This window comes from Acinetobacter sp. YH12040, from assembly GCF_013420005.1.
In the GTDB taxonomy this organism is placed as follows: Bacteria; Pseudomonadota; Gammaproteobacteria; order Pseudomonadales; family Moraxellaceae; genus Acinetobacter; species Acinetobacter amyesii.
Map to the genome: position 1 here is coordinate 40216 of NZ_VOZB01000016.1, position 17342 is coordinate 57557.

The following is a 17342-nucleotide window of genomic DNA, read 5'->3' on the forward strand; positions in this document are numbered from 1 at the left end:
TTTCTTTACGTTTAATTTGAAAAAATGTTGATCTGAATAAAAATTATTCAATCACACGCGGAACAAGGTACAAGCCATCCTGTACTGCAGGAGCAACTGCTTGATATGCTTCGCGATGATTGGTCTCAGATACCACGTCTTCACGTAAGGGCTGTGGATTGTCGAATGGACTTTTTAGTGGTTCAACACCGTCAGTATCGATGCCTTTCAGGGTTTCCATCATGCCTAAAATTTTATTTAAACTTTGAGCATAGTCAGCAGATTGCGCTTCATCTAGCGACAATCGAGCCAGATGGGCAATCGCTGAAACTGTTTGTGCATTTAGATCTGCAGAATGCTGTGCATCCGATGTAGACATAACATTACCTAATCAGTATTAAAAAAATTCAAAATATCGTGGCTTATAATAAGCGATTGACTTGTTCAAATCATCACATTTAGTTAAAGTTGCCACCTTGCGTCCATATAAAAGTTTAACTGAGAACGTCCCCGTGATTCTAAAACGACTAATTGGCTTGTTTTCGCCGGATCTTGCCATTGATTTAGGCACTGCAAATACACTTATTTATGCGCCAGGACGAGGCATTATATTAAATGAACCGACGGTGGTGGCAATTCGCCACAGTGGTTCACAAAAAATCGTTGCCGCAGTAGGTCTTGACGCGAAGCAAATGCTAGGTCGTACACCTGCAAATATTTCTGCGATTCGCCCAATGAAAGATGGTGTGATTGCTGACTTTGAAGTCACTGAAACGATGTTGAATCAATTCATTGGCAAAGTGCACGAAAAACGTTTGTTCCCACCTGCACCGCGTGTCGTGGTGTGTGTGCCATGTAAATCGACGTTGGTGGAACGCCGTGCAATCCGTGAAGCTGTATACAATGCAGGTGCACGTGAAGTTCGCTTAATTGAAGAGCCAATGGCTGCTGCAATTGGTGCAGGTATGCCTGTTGAGCAAGCTTGTGGTTCGATGGTTGTCGATGTTGGTGGTGGTACAACTGAAATCGCGATCATTTCACTTCAAGGTTGTGTCTATGCAGACTCACTACGTATCGGTGGTGATGTATTTGATGAACAAATCATTAATTACGTGCGTAAAGCACATGGTTGTGTGATTGGTGAAACCACTGCAGAAAACATCAAAAAAGAAGTTGGTATGGCGCTTCCAGAAGAAGGTGCAAAACCTTTGGAAATCGAAGTCCGTGGTCGGAACTTGGCTGAAGGTGTACCTCGTGCGATTACCGTAACTTCTGATGAAGTGACTCAAGCGATTTCTGATCCACTGCAAAACATTGTGGCTGCGGTTAAATCTGCACTAGAGCAAACGCCACCTGAGTTGTCTTCAGACATCGCAGAACGCGGTATTGTGTTGACTGGTGGCGGTGCATTACTTCGCAATCTTGATAAGCTTCTTGCAAAAGAAACAGGTCTTCCTGTCGTGGTTGCAGAAGATCCACTATCATGTGTTACACGTGGTGGTGGTAAGGTTCTCGAATTCTTCGATAACCCAAATCATGACATGTTATTTGTAGGCTAAGAAAAGGACTCGGCGGGTGCAAACGCAACTGTTTTCAAGACAACCGCCATCTTTTCGCTCATTTATCATTGCGGTGATTACATGCTTGGTGGTGCTTTTCTTTGATTGGCGCATGCCACATGTAATTCAACCGGCCAGAGACGTCTTGTATGCGGCATATAATCCAATTTATGCACTTGCAAGCTATCCAGTGTTATCGCGAGAATGGCTGAATCAACAAACCAAGTCTGAAGCTCAATTACGTCGTGAAAATACCGCGATGCAAGCAGAGTTAATTCAGGCTCAAGTCCGTTTACAGAAACTTTCTGAACTTTCTGCTGAAAATACTCGACTGCGTGGACTACTCGATACACCACTCATCATTGATGGTCGTATGGAGATTGCCGAGGTCATTGGTACCGATGCTGATCCCTTACGTCATATTATTGTGATTAACCGTGGAGCCAGCAGTCAGCTTAAAGTGGGACAAACTGTACTCGATGACAAGGGCATTATGGGGCAAATTATCAATGTTTACCCGCATAGTAGCCGTGTCATGTTGCTCTCAGACAAAGAGCACTCTTTATCCGTGCGTATGGAGCATACCGGTATGCGTGCAATCGTTACGGGTACAGGTGACTTAGGTCGACTTAAGATGGAATACGTGCCAACCAGTGCGAATATCAAAGTCGGTGAAAAAGTCTATAGCTCAGGTCTAGGGGCACATTTCCCAGCGGGTTATTTGGTGGGTACAGTGTCGAAAGTCAGTCGTCACAATAGCGGTGAATTTGCCCAAATTGATATCAATCCTGCTGCCCAATTGGCAGGTGGTCATCATGTGGTTGTGCTATTTTCCGATTCTTTAGCGATGGAGCAACCGCATGTCACTCGCTAAGCTTAGTCGTCATACAGAGCGCGACCCATTATTTCCGATTATGTTTTCCATCATTTTGGCATCCGTGCTGATGGTGTATCCGCTTTCTTACGACCTATCGGGTTGGCGCCCATTATTCATGATGATGATCATGCTATTTTGGGTACTCTGTCAGCCGACATGGTGCGGTGTTTGGTTTGCATTTGCCACAGGTCTATTTACCGACTTATTGACTGATGCGCCATTTGGCATGAACGCACTGAGTTTTGTGGTCATTGCATTTGTGACACGCTTTTTGACCCGTGAACGTCGTATTCTCACATTTGGTAATTTATGGATTATTGCTGCAATGGCAATTTTCGCGCATTTACTGTTTGTGTGGATTGTTCAAGTGATGGGTGGGGCACAGTTTTCATTTGCTCGCCATTGGCAGCCAATTGTTACTAGCTTAATCATTTGGCCAATCATGTATTACTTCCTGAGAAAATGGCGCATATAATTTTAGCTTCGAGTTCTCCTCGACGACGCGAACTAATGCAACAATTAGGTCTGGAATTTGAAATTTTCAGTCCAGATATTGATGAGTCCGTGTTGGAAGGAGAACCTATAGCGGATTATGTAGAGCGTTTAGCACGTGCCAAAGCTTGCGCAGTACAACAACAATTCCCTGATGCTATCGTTATTGCCGCCGATACTAGTTTAGGCGTAGATGAGCACATTTTAGGAAAACCAGCGTCGAAAGCACATGCTTTTTCTATGTGGGAAATGATCTCTGGACGAAAACATGATGTGTTTTCAGGTGTTTGTGTCAGTACAAAAGATCAAATATACAGTATAGTAGTGCGCACACAGGTTGAATTTCAAACGCTGAGTCTAGCTGACATGGAAAGCTATTGGGCAACAGGTGAACCAATCGGCAAGGCGGGAGCCTATGCTATTCAAGGAATTGCTGCGCGCTATATTCCTTGTATTGAAGGGAGCTACAGCAATGTTGTTGGGCTGCCTTTGCATGAAACCGTACAGTTATTACAGACAGTTAAGGCATTAAATTAACTGCTGCAACACAAGAATTTTTATAATGTTTTGAGTTTTGATATGTCTGACGAGTTGTTGATTAACGTCACACCGATGGAATGTCGTGTGGCGTTGATTCAAAACGGTACGGTCAATGAATTATTTGTTGAGCGCACCGTGAAGCGTGGGTTAGTGGGCAATATTTATAAAGGGAAAGTTGTTCGCGTGCTTCCGGGTATGCAGGCTGCTTTTATTGATATTGGATTGTCGAGAACGGCTTTTTTACATATCAATGATATGGTCTGGCAGCGCAATCAACCAACCCCGAATGTTTTTGAGCTGTTACAACCAGGGCAAGTACTCACCGTACAAGTCATGAAAGATATGTTGGGTACCAAAGGTGCACGACTATCAACTGATCTTTCTATTCCTTCTCGTTACCTTGTTTTAATGCCATATGGCAGTCATACCGGTGTTTCTCAGCGCATTGAGTCTGAAGAAGAACGAGATCGCTTGCGTAGCATGATTGAACGCATTCAAAAGGAACACAACTTACCGGGTTCAGTCATCGTTCGTACTGCTGCCGAAGGTATTCCTGAATGTGAAATTGCGCAGGACATGGCCTATTTAGCAAAACTGTGGGAATACATACAACGTAAACAACGCAGTATTGTCGTACCATCTTTGATTTTTGAAGAGCTACCTTTACCGCAACGCGTCATCCGTGATTTAGCCAACGAAGAAACGTCTAAAATTCAGGTCGACTCACGCGAAGTACATGGCAAATTGCAAGAGTTTGTCCAAGAATTTGTACCGAGTATGCAAAATCGCTTACTGCATTATCCAGGTGAGCGTCCAATTTTTGACTTGTACAATGTCGAAGAAGATATTCAGAAAGCCTTACAGACACGTGTAGCACTTAAGTCTGGCGGCTATCTGATGATCGATCAAACTGAAGCCATGACCACGATTGATGTCAATACTGGCTCCTACGTAGGTGGTCGTTCGCTTGAAGACACTGTGTTTAAAACCAATATGGAAGCCACACAGGTCATTGCACGTCAGCTCCGTCTACGTAATTTGGGCGGGATTATCATTATTGACTTCATTGATATGCAAGAAGCACATCATCGAGAAGAAGTGATGAGCCAGTTTGAGAAAATGCTTGAGCGCGATCATGCTAAAACCAAGATCACTCAAGTATCTGAGCTGGGTTTGGTGGAAATGACCCGTAAACGCACCCGTGAATCTCTGGAGCATCTGCTTTGTGATTCTTGCCCGACCTGTCAGGGGCGTGGTTATGTGAAAACGGCTGAAACAGTTTGCTATGAAATTTTCCGTGAAATCTTGAGATATGCACGTGCTTATGAATCACAAAGTGGTTTCACTGTGGTGGCACATCCGTCGGTGATTGACCGATTGTTAACTGCTGAAGCACCTGCGGTAGCTGATTTAGAGCACTTTATTAGCCGTGTGATCAAGTTCCAAGTGGAAAATTTATATACGCAAGAGCAATACGATATCATTCTGAGCTGAAATTGTAACAGAATATCGTTAAACACTTGTTACAACTGAGATTTTACTTTTGAACTGTTATTTTGAATACTAGACACATCAAATAGCCAAAGCCATTTTCCTGCATTGGACTTGAAAATGGCTTAGCAAAAAGAGGTGTACTATGGGTGTTAGTAAAACAGTAATGAAAAGTGGTCTTAAAACTGTTGTTGAAGCAAAAGCGATCCATTCAGGTTATATCGTGGATGAGCGTGGTAATGAAGTTCAAATTACAGCGTCTATGATTCGCTCTGCTTGTCATCAGTTACTTAAACAGTGCCGAGCAATTAAAGCTTAAATATTGAAATATAAATAATAATATAATCCAGAGGGTTAAAGTGCTAACGCGCGATTCTAAATTTATTAATGCGCTAAAATTTTATAAAGAATGGAAAATAAACTTAATTATCAGTGCGTATCTACAAGTCGTAATTAAACAATAACAACGGATTTGTTCACCTAAATTTTAGCTTATACACATAAATTACTCCAAAAAATTAATCAAAGTTCAAATACTAAAAAAACCGTCTAGATTGTTTAATTTAGACGGGTTTTTAATTTTTGATGGTTCAATCTGCTGATGAACTGATACTAAGTTGTGAAGCAGGCGGTTAGCTAACCGCCTGTAACTTTGGGGAATCTTGATTCACAATAGCTTCAAATCGTTGAATTTCTTCTTCCAAATGCGACAGTAAATTTTGCATTTTTGGCAGTGCATTACGACATGCAGTTAGACCCACTTCAAGCTTATCTAAATAGCTAGTCATAGTGATATTAAGCGCTTGACCATCTAACACTATGGACGCAGGGTAGAGCGCTTCTAAGCGTGCGCCATTCCAATATAACGGCTCTTGTGGGCCGGGAACATTTGAGATGACCAAGTTAAAGGCCTGACGTTTTGGCATAAAGCCTGATGCAATATTTAAACCTGCTGCACTGTAGACAAAGGCACTGTAGTTTAAAATTTGATTCGAGTTCATGCGCTTAAAGCGTTCTTTGGCATTGAGCACACTACGACGCACAATCTTCAAGCGTTCTAGCGGATCTTCTTTATGGGTTCCTAGGTTTGCCAAAATCATGGTAATACGGTTAGACATATCTGAATCATCGGTACGAACAGATGCAGGCACCATGGCAATCAATGGCTTTTTAGGTAAAGCATTTTGTGTAATTAAATATTCACGTAATGCGCCTGAACAAATTGCGAGCACTATATCGTTAATTGTTACACCAAGTGACTTGGCAATATGTGACAAACGTGAAAATTCAAAAGACTGAGCAGCGAAACGACGTGAAGAACTAACCCGTTGGTTTAATATTGAACTCGGCGCTTGGAAACTAGATACATAATCTGGGTTACGGCCCATATCTTTCATTACAGTTTGTGATAGTTCATACAAAACTCGTGGTGTTGAGTCAAGTTGTCCCTTAATGGTCGATAGGAGACCTTTCATACGACTGACTTTAGGCTGTTTGAGGCGTTTTGCACGAGGGCCTTCCACACACCATGGCGGTACAATACTTTTAGCATCTGGGTCATGCGAAAGTGATTTTTCAACTAAACGCATACCTGCAATGCCATCGACCATCGCGTGGTGGATTTTGAAGTACATGGCAAAACGATTGCCTTCAATGCCTTCAATAATATGGCAAGTCCAAAGCGGTTTTGCACGGTCAATCAGCGCACTGTGTTCTTGTGAAATATAAGTCAGAAGTTCACGGATACGACCGGGATGCGGCAGTGCGATATGGCGAAAGTGATGATCTAAATCAAACTCTTCGTCTTCATCCCAAAAGAAGCCATTGAGTTTATTGTTAAAAGGAGGAATAGGAATGGATTTTGAATTACGAATATCTGCGACTAAATCTTGAATAAAAGTATCAGGTGCATTGTCAGGGATCTGAAATAAAAATAGGCCACCTACGTGCATCGGTTGTTGCCGTTTCTCTAAATTTAAGAATATGAAATCAATAGGATGTAATGGACGCATAGCGTTGATTGCCTCACTGCAATTTCTACAGCTGCTCATGTATGAGTAGCATTGTTAGAATTATTAAATTGTCATTTGCAGTATAGCGTTTTTACGTTGAAATGATACGGAATTATGTGTATCGATGCGTTGAAAAAACCACTGCTGTGCAGTGGTTTTGTGCTCTTTATTTTTTCATGTTGCCTGCGTGTAAGCCGCATTCTTTATGGGTTGCATCTTCCCACCACCAGCGACCTTCACGTTCGTGTTGATTCGGTAAAACAGGTCGAGTGCATGGTTCACAGCCAATCGAGATAAAGCCACGTTCTTGTAGTGGATTATATGGAATTTCCATTAGACGGATATAGTTCCATACATCAGCGCTAGACCAGTTTGCCAAAGGATTGTATTTAATTAATTGCTTGCCCGGACCTGAAAAACCTGGGTCAGCTTGTACCACTGGAATTTCATTACGTGTACCAGGGCTTTGGTCCTTACGTTGACCAGTGATCCACCCATCTAAAGTGGCTAGTTTTTTACGCAAAGGTTGTACTTTGCGGATACCACAGCATTCTTTATGTTCATCTTGATAAAAGCTAAAAAAGCCCTTTTCTGTCACCAGTTTTTGTACCGCATCACTTTCTGGGAAACAGATTTCGATATCAATTTTATAATGTTTACGGACAGTATCTAAAAATTGGTAAGTTTCAGGGTGTAAGCGACCGGTATCTAAACTAAATACACGAAATGGAATCCCTAAGTTCGATGCAAGATCTATCAGTACAACATCTTCTGCACCAGAAAAGGAAATCGCAACTTCACCTTGCTGGCTTAGCGCAAGTTTCATAATCTCAGAAGGTGATTTATCTGCATATTCGGATGCAAGTGCATCGACAAGGTCAATAGTAGGGATGGTAGTCATGAATGTCCTGGCTATAGGCTTGGAACGTTAAAACCTATATTAATTTATTTCAGAACTATTTTAATTGAAATGCTAAAACACACTTATCACTAAAAAATAGATACTTATGAAAAAAATAGATTTAAAAAAGAACAATGCATTTTTTTATTCTTCCGCTATGATATTGAAAAAATTTTTTCACTTAACAGAGGGTAGAGTGCATGGAAGTCGTTTGTTTAGATCTAGAAGGGGTTTTAGTACCTGAAATTTGGATTAATTTTGCGAAAAAAACAGGCATTAAAGAACTTGAAGCAACGACTCGTGACATTCCAGATTACGATGTGTTGATGACTCAACGTTTAAATATCCTAAAACAACACGGTTTGGGGTTAAACGATATTCAAGACGTAATTGCAGATATGGGGCCATTTGAAGGTGCAAAAGAGTTTGTAGAGTGGGTACGTACTCATTTTCAATTAATTATTCTTTCAGATACTTTCTATGAGTTTGCACATCCATTAATGCAGCAACTTGGTTGGCCAACGATTTTCTGTCACAAATTAGAAACTGATGAAAATGGTATGATCTCAGCTTATAAGCTTCGTCAACCTGATCAAAAGCGTAAAGCCGTTCAAGCATTACATGGGTTAAACTTCCGTGTAATTGCAGCAGGTGATTCTTATAATGATACGACGATGCTTGGTGAAGCAGATGCGGGTTTCTTATTTGATGCGCCTGACAATGTGATTGCTGAATTTCCACAGTTTCCACCAATTCATGGCTATGCTGCACTGAAAGAAGCGATTCGTAATGCTTCTATTCGGGATATTCCAGCTTAATTCTGAATAGTAAGTTATAGAAAAGGGCGCTTATAGCGCCCTTTCTTGTTTAATCCAAAGTTTTTAAAGCAACTTAGAAACGGTAACCGATTTTTAAGCTGTAACCGATTGCATCGTTGTCTTTAAAGTTAGCAACATTTGCAGCTGTTTCATTACCAGGGACAGAGTGTGAACCAGATTGTGCAGTCGCATCACCCAACCAGAAGTATTTAACACCAGCTTGAATAAACGATTGAGGTGTTGGACTAAATTGTCCACCTAAGCCAGCGCTCCAGTAACCTTCGGTTGGGCCTAAAGTTGACACTGGGTTACCTGCACCAGAGTCCCAACCGACCATGACTGTACCAGCCCATTGATTATTAAATTTACGGCCAACGCCTGCATTTACAGACCATTGATCCTTAGAATAGTCGACTAAGTTAAAACCATCTGTGTAGCCAACGATACCGTTAGAACCAGCAACTAAAGAACCTAAAATATCTGCTTTAATACCAAACTCATGAGGTTTAATTGCAAATTTAGACCAATCTACCCAACGTACATTTGCGAAGGCAACAGTGTTTTCCATGATGCCAGATTGCAAATCTAAATTTACCGATTGTGGCGTGGTAACTTTTGTTTTACCTTCTGGAAGTGAATTAGATGCAACTAATGCATTTCTTACTGCAATTACAGCATCACGTTGCTCTTTCGGTAATTTGGCACCCATTGGACCAAGCATAATGTTTAAGATTGGTGCACTTAAGCCAGTGAAGTTATCAATTGATTGGAATGACTCAGTTGCATTTACTTCATGTTCGATTTCAGATCGATATGTTAGGGATGCCTTTAAGGCAATTTCAGGAATTTGATATGCAAAACCCGCTAGCCATCCAAGATCACCTTCTTCTTTGATATTTGCATCATATCCAGACATCATGCTGTAAGCTTCACCACGCAGACTTACTTTACCTTCAACAGTTTGGTATACCGGTCCTGCGTAAAAATTCCAATTCTCATTAGGTTGAAAACCAAATAAAAGAGAAAGGTTTTGTGTTTTTACATCCACTTCAGTTTGACCAGTAACTTCAGTGGCCTTACTGTTAAATTGAGCGACTGTTTTGTGGTCTAGTGCACCTAGGACAGAATCAGTAGATTTTGCTGAAAAGACGCTATTTGAATTATATTTAGCCTCTGCACCAAAAGGCTGATCATAAATTAAACCAAATGAGAAATGCTCATTCAGTTGAATTTTTAATGCAGCAGCTGGGAAATAATAGTCCTCAGCCATATCACCTGTAGCTTGGCCTTTAATATCTACACCTGAGACGTTTGGATCTAAAACTGAAATCCCTGCTTCAAAATAATTACCCGGTTGTAAAAATGCAGAAATTGACTGCCCAGAGCGATCCATTGCTGCGGCAAACACCCCGGTCGTAGGTACGCTGGCAAATAAAATGGCACTTGTTAATGCTTTTAAGTTCATTTTTCTACTTTCCTAGTATAAAAAACGCGTCAATGCGTTAATAAAATTTAAAGATATGTAATTTTTTTAATCATATCTTGCACCAAAAAATAGCATAATAAAAAAAGAGTAAAGACTCTAAATTTGAACTTAGGGTAAAAAAAAGCTGTTGATTTTAAATAATTAGAATAAATACTTTAATAATTTTTAGATAAACTATTGTTATTAAATATATAAAATAAATATCCATTAAATTATTGATATAAAATCAATTGTTCGAAAAATAAGCAACTTATATAAAATTCTAAATGTATTGTGTGAAATGGGTCACATGCAAAAATAAAAAAAGCCCCATATAGGAGCTTTTAGTTTTTTAATTCTTAGAAGCGATAGCCAATTTTCATGCCATAACCAAGCGCAGTATTGTCTTTGAATTCGCCAACAACTGTACCGCCAGTTTGCGCTTTCGCATCTCCTAACCAGAAGTATTTCACACCAGCTTGAATGAAATAGTTCTCAGCAGGGCTGTATTGACCGCCTAAACCAACACTCCAGTAGCCTTCAGTTGGGCCAAGTGTTGTTACAGGGTTACCTGCACCAGAGTCATAACCGACAGCTGCAGTACCCGCCCATTTATCATTGAACTTACGAGAAATACCTGTAGTGATTGAGTACTGATCGTCAGAATAATCAATTAAATTGTTGCCGCCTGAACGTTGGAATAATGCTTGCGGTGTTACTGCAAATTGATCCCAATGAACCCAACGAAGGTTAGCAAAAGCTAAAGTGTTTGCAGCAATACCAGTTTGTAAATCTACGTTTACAGATTGTGGTGTAATTGCATCAACACGAGCGTCAGCTAAACCGATCGTAGTACCTGTAGGTAGAGTAACATCAGGAGCAACAGTCATAGGAGATGAAAGCGTATAAGTTTCTTCACCAGTTGCTTTGTGCTTAATTTCTGAACGATACGTTACAGAAGCTTTTAAAGCAATTTCTGGAATAGAGTAGGCGAAACCTGCTAACCAACCATATGCTTCTTCTTCAGCAATCTTGATGTTATAACCAGAAAGGCCTTGGTAAGCTAAACCACGGAGTTTGATATCTGCTTCAACAGTTTGCCATACTGGACCTGCATAGAGGTTCCAGTTCTCTGTTGGTTGGTAACCAATTAACGCTGTTAGGTTTTGTGTATCAACTTCAACACTTGTACCCGTGCCGTTTGAACTGAAGAAAAGTGAATTGCTGTCGTATGCTGCATCTGCACCATACGGTTGATCATAGATCAAACCTAAAGAAATTTTATCAGTCGCTTGTACTTTAATTGCTGCTGAAGGGAAGTAGTAGTCTTCACCCATGTCATCAACTTTGTTTTTCAGTAAATCTTGACCTTCTACTTTTGGGTCTAAAATAGAAATGCCAGCTTCTGCGTAGTTACCAGGTTGTAAGAATGCTGAAATAGACTGACCTGAACGATCTAGACCCGCTGCAAATAATGATGCTGTTGGTAAAGCGGTAAGTAAAATTGCGTAGCTAAGGTGATTTAAGCGCATACTTTTCCCTGTTTGTAACTTTTGATGTTATTTCAATGTGTGGAAAGTAACATAAATAGAAAAACAGTAAATAAGAGTTGCTACTCTAAAAATGAACTGTATAAGTTAAAAAATAAGCAATGCTAGAGTAATTATTCTAGAAGGTGTTATTTATGTTTATGATTTATAAATAAAAAAATAGAGTATTTAACTTAATGTTTATCTTTGAACTTAAAAAATTCAAATGCTCAATCTATGAACATTTGAATTAAATTATTTTTACAATAGTAGATTGGATATATTTCCAATCTACTGATACCGAGAATTAGAAGCGGTAACCGATTTTTAAACCGTATGCCCAAGCATCGTTATCCTCAAATTCACCAACAATACGGCTATCTTCACCAAATTGAGCAGCTGTTTGAGATTTTGCATCACCGAGCATGAAGTATTTCACGCCACCAGCAATGAAGTAATTCGGTGCTGGACTAAATTGTAAACCTAAGCCGACATTCCAGTAACCTTCAGTAGGGCCAAGTGTTGATACAGGGTTACCAGCGCCTGAGTCCCAACCTACGGATACGTTACCAGCCCATTGTTCACTAAGTTTGCGACCAACACCAACTGTTGCAGAAATTTGGTCTTCAGAATATTCAACTAAGTTAAAGCCGTTCGGACGGTTAACTGCTGGTAATTGTCCAACTGCTTCAGACATTAAACCAAATTGGTATGGACGAATTGCGAAATTTGACCATTCAACCCAACGCACGTTTGCAAATGCAACGGTGTCAGCCATGATACCAGATTGGAAATCAAGGTTTACAGACTGAGGTGTAGTAATCGTCGAAGTGCCCTTAGCTCCAACTACATCTGCAGGGTTTTGACCAAGTAGCGTTAACGCGCCAGCAGTTGGAATTGTTTCGCGAATTGTCGTTTCATGGTCAATTTCAGAACGATATGTTAAAGAAGCTTTAAGTGCAATTTCTGGAATTTGGTAAGCAACACCTGCCAACCAACCAAGATCACCAGTTTCTTTAATGTTTGAGTCATAGCCATTAAAAATGCTATAGCCTTGACCACGTAGGCTTACGCTACCTTTAACTGTTTGATAAACAGGACCAGCATAGATGTTCCAATTTGGCGTAGGTTGGAAGCCAAAAACAAAAGCTAAGTTCTGAGTGTCTACAGAAACTTTTGTATTTCCTTGGCCTAGAGCAACACCTGCATTATCTAAACGTTGTTGTAATTGCTGTTGACCTTGAATAAATGCCCCAGCTTCAACTTGTGGACGTACTGCAGCAGCAGCTGTATCAACATTACCACCTGCTTGAGTGATAATACCTGTCACTGTTGCTTGTAAAGTAGCATTATAAGCTGGGTTAGTTGGAGACATACCTTGTTGTGCAAGCAAGCCTTGCACTGCTAAACCTACAATTTGTGTACTTGTAAGTTGATTTAAAGTTTGAGTAACTTCATTTCGAACCATGCTGTCTAATAGTGGTTGAGGTAATACCGTGTCAGAAGCTTGTGAAACAAAAGCATTGTTACCTTTATATTCAGCAGCGGCACCAAATGGTTGGTCATATAGAAGACCGAATGAAAACTTATCAGTTAATTGTAGTTTTAATGCGGCTGAAGGGAAGTAATAATCATCAGCCATGTCTTCAATATTACGACGTGTAGCTGTTTCACCAGCTTCTTTACCAGATACTGTCGGGTCTAGAACTGAAATACCTGCTTCAAAATAATTTCCTGGTTGTAAGAATGCAGACATAGATTGGCCTGAACGGTCCATTGCTGCTGCAAAAGCACCTGTCATTGGAACTGAAGCAAGAATCATGGCTGTAGCTAAAGTTTTTAATTTCATTCTTCGTCATTCCTTGAGATACGAATTTGATTTTTATGGTTAATGCATATATTCGTTATGGAAAACTTTTTAATACTCTTGGGCTTAATTGTTACTCCATGTGACAAAAATAGCACAATTAAAATAAGAGTAAATGCTCTAGATTAAAAAATATGATTGAAAAACGAACTATTTAGAGTAAATGTACTAATTAATACATATAACATTTTGATTATTATTTAATATTTTTAGTTACTGCATTATTTTCTAAACCTAAAAATAATTGAAAATATTTTGATATGGGCAGTCATAAATTGATTTTTTGGCCTTATAGACCACACCATGTGTCATTTTTTGCATTGACAAATAGATGGTTAGGGAATTTAAAAGTGCTATTCAATTCTTCTTAAAAACAAACTCTCAAGAGTAAAATCAGTAAAAACAAAGATTAAGTTAAAAAATCAGAGATGAATTTTGAATTTGAAATGTAAAAATTGGATTTAAGAATTCTGAATTTAGTTTTATTGATAAATGTGAGTTGAAAAAATCAGAGAGGTGAGGTGTCTAAAAAATTGTGCGCTCTGTGGGACTCGAACCCACGTCGGTCGCTTAGGAGGCAACTGCTCTATCCAGTTAAGCTAAGAGCGCAAGACGGAGGCTAATGTACTCCTATTTTAGCTAAAAAAAAAGTTATTGCCGAAACAATAACTTTTTAAATTACTTAGTCTTTATGAACTTCATTAGGGTCAATGTCGCTCAAATCTTTAGGATTAAGATAGTTAAACATTAATAACATGACTGTAATCCAAACAGGGATCATTAGAACTGATTCCATAAAGCCCTGAGTCCACATAATAAATAGAACTAAAGCAATAAAGATCAGAACGATGTAGTTGCTGACTGGTGCCCAAAGTGCAGGATAAGACGTTGTAAAATTCAAAATACGTTTTGCACGACGGAACTGTAAGTGAGTCATGGTAATCATCGCCCAGTTCAGGACAAGCGCACCAACAACCACATACATTAAGTGACCAAGTGCATCTTCAGGTACGAAGTAGTTTAAGAGTACACAGCCGAAAATCAGTACTGCAGAAAGTAATACTGCTGGAATTGGCACGCCACTTTTGTTGGTTTTTGCGAAAACTTTTGGTGCATTACCTTGCTTCGCCAAGCTGTAAAGCATACGGCTATTGGCATACATACCGCTGTTATATACAGACAGTGCTGCAGTTAGGATAATGAAGTTCAGTAAATGTGCAGCCCAATCAATACCCAGTTGGCTAAAGATCATCACAAATGGACTTTTGTCTAAACCACCTAGTTCAAGCTGATTCCATGGCACAAGTGACAATAGAATAGTCAAAGAACCCACGTAGAAAATCAAAATACGAAATACAACTTGGTTAATCGCTTTAGGAATAGTTTCTTTTGGATTTTCAGCTTCGGCCGCCGCCATACCAATCAGTTCAATACCACCGAAGGCGAACATCAAGAATGCCAGCATGAAGAATAAGCCTTCAAAACCATTTGGGAAGAAGCCGCCCTGACTCCATAAGTTGGTAAATGATGCTGTTGAGTTGGCATCTGCAGTCAGTAGCAAATACAAACCAAATACGATCATAGAAATAACCGCAGTGACTTTAATAATCGACAGCCAAAACTCAGATTCACCATAAAACTTCACATTACCTAAGTTTACTAAAGTAATGATCACGAAGAAGAACAGTACTGATGCCCACGCTGGAATATGAGGCCACCAATAATTGATGTATTTCGCAACAGCGGTGAGTTCTGTCATTGCCACTAAAATATAGAGAATCCAGTAGTTCCAACCTGTTAAGAAACCTGGAAATTTCCCCCAATATTTATATGCAAAATGGCTAAATGAACCCGCTACAGGTTCATGGACGATCATTTCACCCAACTGACGCATAATTAGAAAGGCGATCAGACCGCCAATCGCGTAGCCGAGAATAATGGATGGTCCAGCAGATTGAATCACATGCGCTGAGCCCAAGAATAAGCCTGTACCAATTGCACCACCCATGGCAATCAATTGAATATGACGATTCTTTAAGCCACGCTTGAGTTCGGAGGAATTGGTAGTCAAGTTACTCTTCCCGAGAATGGTTTAATTTTGGTAATTGTAATGTATAGAGAATGAATAGCCTAGTAGCTCAAAATTTATGAAAAGTATTTATATATTTAATAACCTATTTTTCGTTTTAAATGCTGAATTAAAAATTTATGAATCAATAGATTAATTTTATTTTAATTGAAATTCTTATACTTGGCTTTATATGGAAAAGGTATCGAATGTTGTTTTTTTATACTTAAGTCATGTGATTGTTAAAACTTCAATTAAACATTGTATGATGCAAAAGCGCAGAAAAGAACGCTCTGCCAAAACACAATGATAAAGATTAAGGATTCAATAAAAATGAGTTTTGCTCCCCAAATTAAAATTGCAGCGACTTATATGCGTGGTGGTACAAGTAAAGGTGTATTTTTCAAGCTAGATGATTTACCGCTTGCAGCACAACAAGCTGGAAAAGTTCGCGACCAACTTTTATTACGTGTGATTGGCAGTCCAGATCCTTATGGTAAACAAATTGATGGGATGGGTGGAGCGACTTCAAGTACCAGTAAAACCGTGATTTTGGCAAAAAGTTCACAGCCTGAGCATGATGTAGATTATCTATTTGGACAAGTGTCGATTGATAAAGCATTTGTCGACTGGAGTGGTAACTGCGGAAACTTAACGGCAGCGGTTGGTGCATTTGCCATTTCAAATGGTTTGGTTGAAGCATCACGTATTCCTGAAAATGGTTTGTGTACGGTTCGTATTTGGCAAGCCAATATTCAAAAAACCATTATTGCGCATGTACCTATTACTGATGGTGCAGTACAAGAAACTGGTGATTTTGAACTAGATGGTGTGACCTTCCCAGCAGCCGAAGTTCGAATTGAATTTTTAGACCCCGCAGATGATGGTGAAGATGGCGGCGCTATGTTCCCTACAGGGAATTTGGTTGATACCTTAACCGTACCCGATGAAGGCAGTTTCCCTGCAACATTTATTAATGCAGGTATTCCAACGATCTTCTTAAATGCAGAAGATATTGGTTATGTCGGCACTGAACTGCAAGATGCGATCAATGGTGATGCCAAGGCATTGGCCCGTTTTGAAAAAATCCGTGCTTATGGTGCACAACAAATGGGTTTGATTTCAGATATTGCTGAAGCAGAACAGCGTCAACATACCCCAAAGATTGCATTTGTTTCAAAGCCGAAAGCCTATACATCTTCGAGTTCTAAACATATTTCAGAACAAGATACGGACTTATTGGTTCGTGCCTTATCAATGGGGAAACTGCATCATGCAATGATGGGCACAGCGGCAGTTGCCATTGGTACAGCTGCGGCGATACCGGGGACGCTTGTGAACTTAGCTGCGGGTGGTGGGGAGCGAGAAGCTGTGCGTTTTGGACATCCATCTGGGACGCTACGTGTAGGTGCGCAAGCAATTTATGAAAATGGTCAGTGGGTCGTTAAAAAAGCCGTGATGAGCCGAAGTGCGCGTGTCTTAATGGAAGGCTGGGTGCGTATTCCTGCGGATAGTTTAGATTAAGCATTTAACATCTCATTTGAAATCAGCCTCTGCTTTGCAGGGGCTTTTTTTTGCCTTTATCTTTTATATGAATAAGCAAATCATGAATTGGTATGTAAGCGTCCGCTGAACACACCTTCTGAATTCATCCTATAAGCCTTAATTTAGTCCCCACTTAGAAACAAGTGGGGACTTAAATTTATGACTACAAATCATCAGACATCCATCGCATCTCTTGCGA

General features: G+C 39.9%; 15 protein-coding genes and 1 tRNA gene. 8 read left to right on the plus strand and 8 right to left on the minus strand.

Features of this window, described 5'->3' with window-relative positions; genetic code table 11:
* Positions 1–43 precede the first annotated feature (43 nt).
* Entirely contained in the window at positions 44–358 is a 315-nt protein-coding gene (gatC, locus tag FTT99_RS15035; RefSeq protein WP_078189985.1) for an Asp-tRNA(Asn)/Glu-tRNA(Gln) amidotransferase subunit GatC, read from the minus strand.
* A 133-nt stretch (positions 359–491) separates the two neighbouring features.
* Between gatC and FTT99_RS15040 the strand changes: the two genes are divergently transcribed.
* The 6 genes from FTT99_RS15040 (at position 492) to FTT99_RS15065 (ending at position 5257) form a co-directional block, all read left to right on the plus strand.
* Positions 492–1538, plus strand: a complete 1047-nt coding sequence (locus FTT99_RS15040; RefSeq protein ID WP_086178633.1) for a rod shape-determining protein — start codon at positions 492–494, stop codon at positions 1536–1538.
* A 16-nt stretch (positions 1539–1554) separates the two neighbouring features.
* Positions 1555–2412, plus strand: a complete 858-nt coding sequence (gene mreC, locus FTT99_RS15045; RefSeq protein ID WP_078189984.1) for a rod shape-determining protein MreC — start codon at positions 1555–1557, stop codon at positions 2410–2412.
* Positions 2399–2890 (plus strand): rod shape-determining protein MreD, encoded by a 492-nt coding sequence (gene mreD, locus FTT99_RS15050; RefSeq protein ID WP_180132122.1) that lies wholly within the window; start codon positions 2399–2401, stop codon positions 2888–2890. Before mreC ends, mreD begins: the two co-directional genes overlap by 14 nt.
* A complete protein-coding gene (locus tag FTT99_RS15055; protein WP_180004322.1) occupies positions 2878–3444 on the plus strand; it encodes a Maf-like protein in 567 nt (188 codons plus the stop codon). Before mreD ends, FTT99_RS15055 begins: the two co-directional genes overlap by 13 nt.
* Positions 3445–3486: 42 nt before the next feature.
* Positions 3487–4941, plus strand: a complete 1455-nt coding sequence (gene rng / locus FTT99_RS15060; protein ID WP_111885603.1) for a ribonuclease G — start codon at positions 3487–3489, stop codon at positions 4939–4941.
* Positions 4942–5083: 142 nt separating this feature from the next.
* A complete protein-coding gene (locus tag FTT99_RS15065) occupies positions 5084–5257 on the plus strand; it encodes a PA1571 family protein (RefSeq protein WP_168379036.1) in 174 nt (57 codons plus the stop codon).
* 313 nt (positions 5258–5570) lie between these two features.
* Here the strand turns inward: FTT99_RS15065 and FTT99_RS15070 are convergent, their stop codons facing one another.
* Both FTT99_RS15070 and FTT99_RS15075 read right to left on the minus strand, forming a co-directional pair.
* Positions 5571–6950 (minus strand): wax ester/triacylglycerol synthase family O-acyltransferase, encoded by a 1380-nt coding sequence (locus tag FTT99_RS15070; protein WP_180024052.1) that lies wholly within the window; start codon positions 6948–6950, stop codon positions 5571–5573.
* Between the two features lie 166 nt (positions 6951–7116).
* On the minus strand, positions 7117–7851 hold the full coding sequence (locus FTT99_RS15075; protein ID WP_180132123.1) for a phosphoadenylyl-sulfate reductase: 735 nt from the start codon (positions 7849–7851) through the stop codon (positions 7117–7119).
* A 200-nt stretch (positions 7852–8051) separates the two neighbouring features.
* Between FTT99_RS15075 and thrH the strand changes: the two genes are divergently transcribed.
* Positions 8052–8669: a bifunctional phosphoserine phosphatase/homoserine phosphotransferase ThrH gene (thrH, locus tag FTT99_RS15080; RefSeq protein ID WP_180085216.1), complete on the plus strand. Its 618-nt coding sequence runs from the start codon at positions 8052–8054 to the stop codon at positions 8667–8669.
* A 73-nt stretch (positions 8670–8742) separates the two neighbouring features.
* Here thrH and FTT99_RS15085 read toward each other — a convergent pair whose 3' ends face one another.
* The 5 genes from FTT99_RS15085 to FTT99_RS15105 form a co-directional block, all read right to left on the minus strand.
* On the minus strand, positions 8743–10134 hold the full coding sequence (locus FTT99_RS15085) for an OmpP1/FadL family transporter (protein ID WP_180132124.1): 1392 nt from the start codon (positions 10132–10134) through the stop codon (positions 8743–8745).
* 359 nt (positions 10135–10493) lie between these two features.
* Positions 10494–11666, minus strand: a complete 1173-nt coding sequence (locus FTT99_RS15090; protein ID WP_180132015.1) for an OmpP1/FadL family transporter — start codon at positions 11664–11666, stop codon at positions 10494–10496.
* A 304-nt stretch (positions 11667–11970) separates the two neighbouring features.
* The gene (locus FTT99_RS15095) at positions 11971–13512 is read right to left on the minus strand and encodes an outer membrane protein transport protein (protein WP_180161637.1); all 1542 of its coding nucleotides are present in this window, start codon (positions 13510–13512) and stop codon (positions 11971–11973) included.
* Between the two features lie 554 nt (positions 13513–14066).
* Positions 14067–14139 (minus strand) — tRNA-Arg (locus tag FTT99_RS15100).
* A gap of 73 nt (positions 14140–14212) precedes the next feature.
* Positions 14213–15601 (minus strand): amino acid permease, encoded by a 1389-nt coding sequence (locus FTT99_RS15105; RefSeq protein ID WP_078189974.1) that lies wholly within the window; start codon positions 15599–15601, stop codon positions 14213–14215.
* Positions 15602–15931: 330 nt separating this feature from the next.
* On the opposite strand from FTT99_RS15105, the gene prpF reads away from it, so the two are divergent.
* Positions 15932–17122 carry a 2-methylaconitate cis-trans isomerase PrpF gene (gene prpF, locus FTT99_RS15110; protein ID WP_180132014.1) on the plus strand — a complete coding sequence of 397 codons (1191 nt, stop codon included), beginning with the start codon at positions 15932–15934 and terminating at the stop codon, positions 17120–17122.
* The last annotated feature ends 220 nt before the right edge of the window (positions 17123–17342 follow it).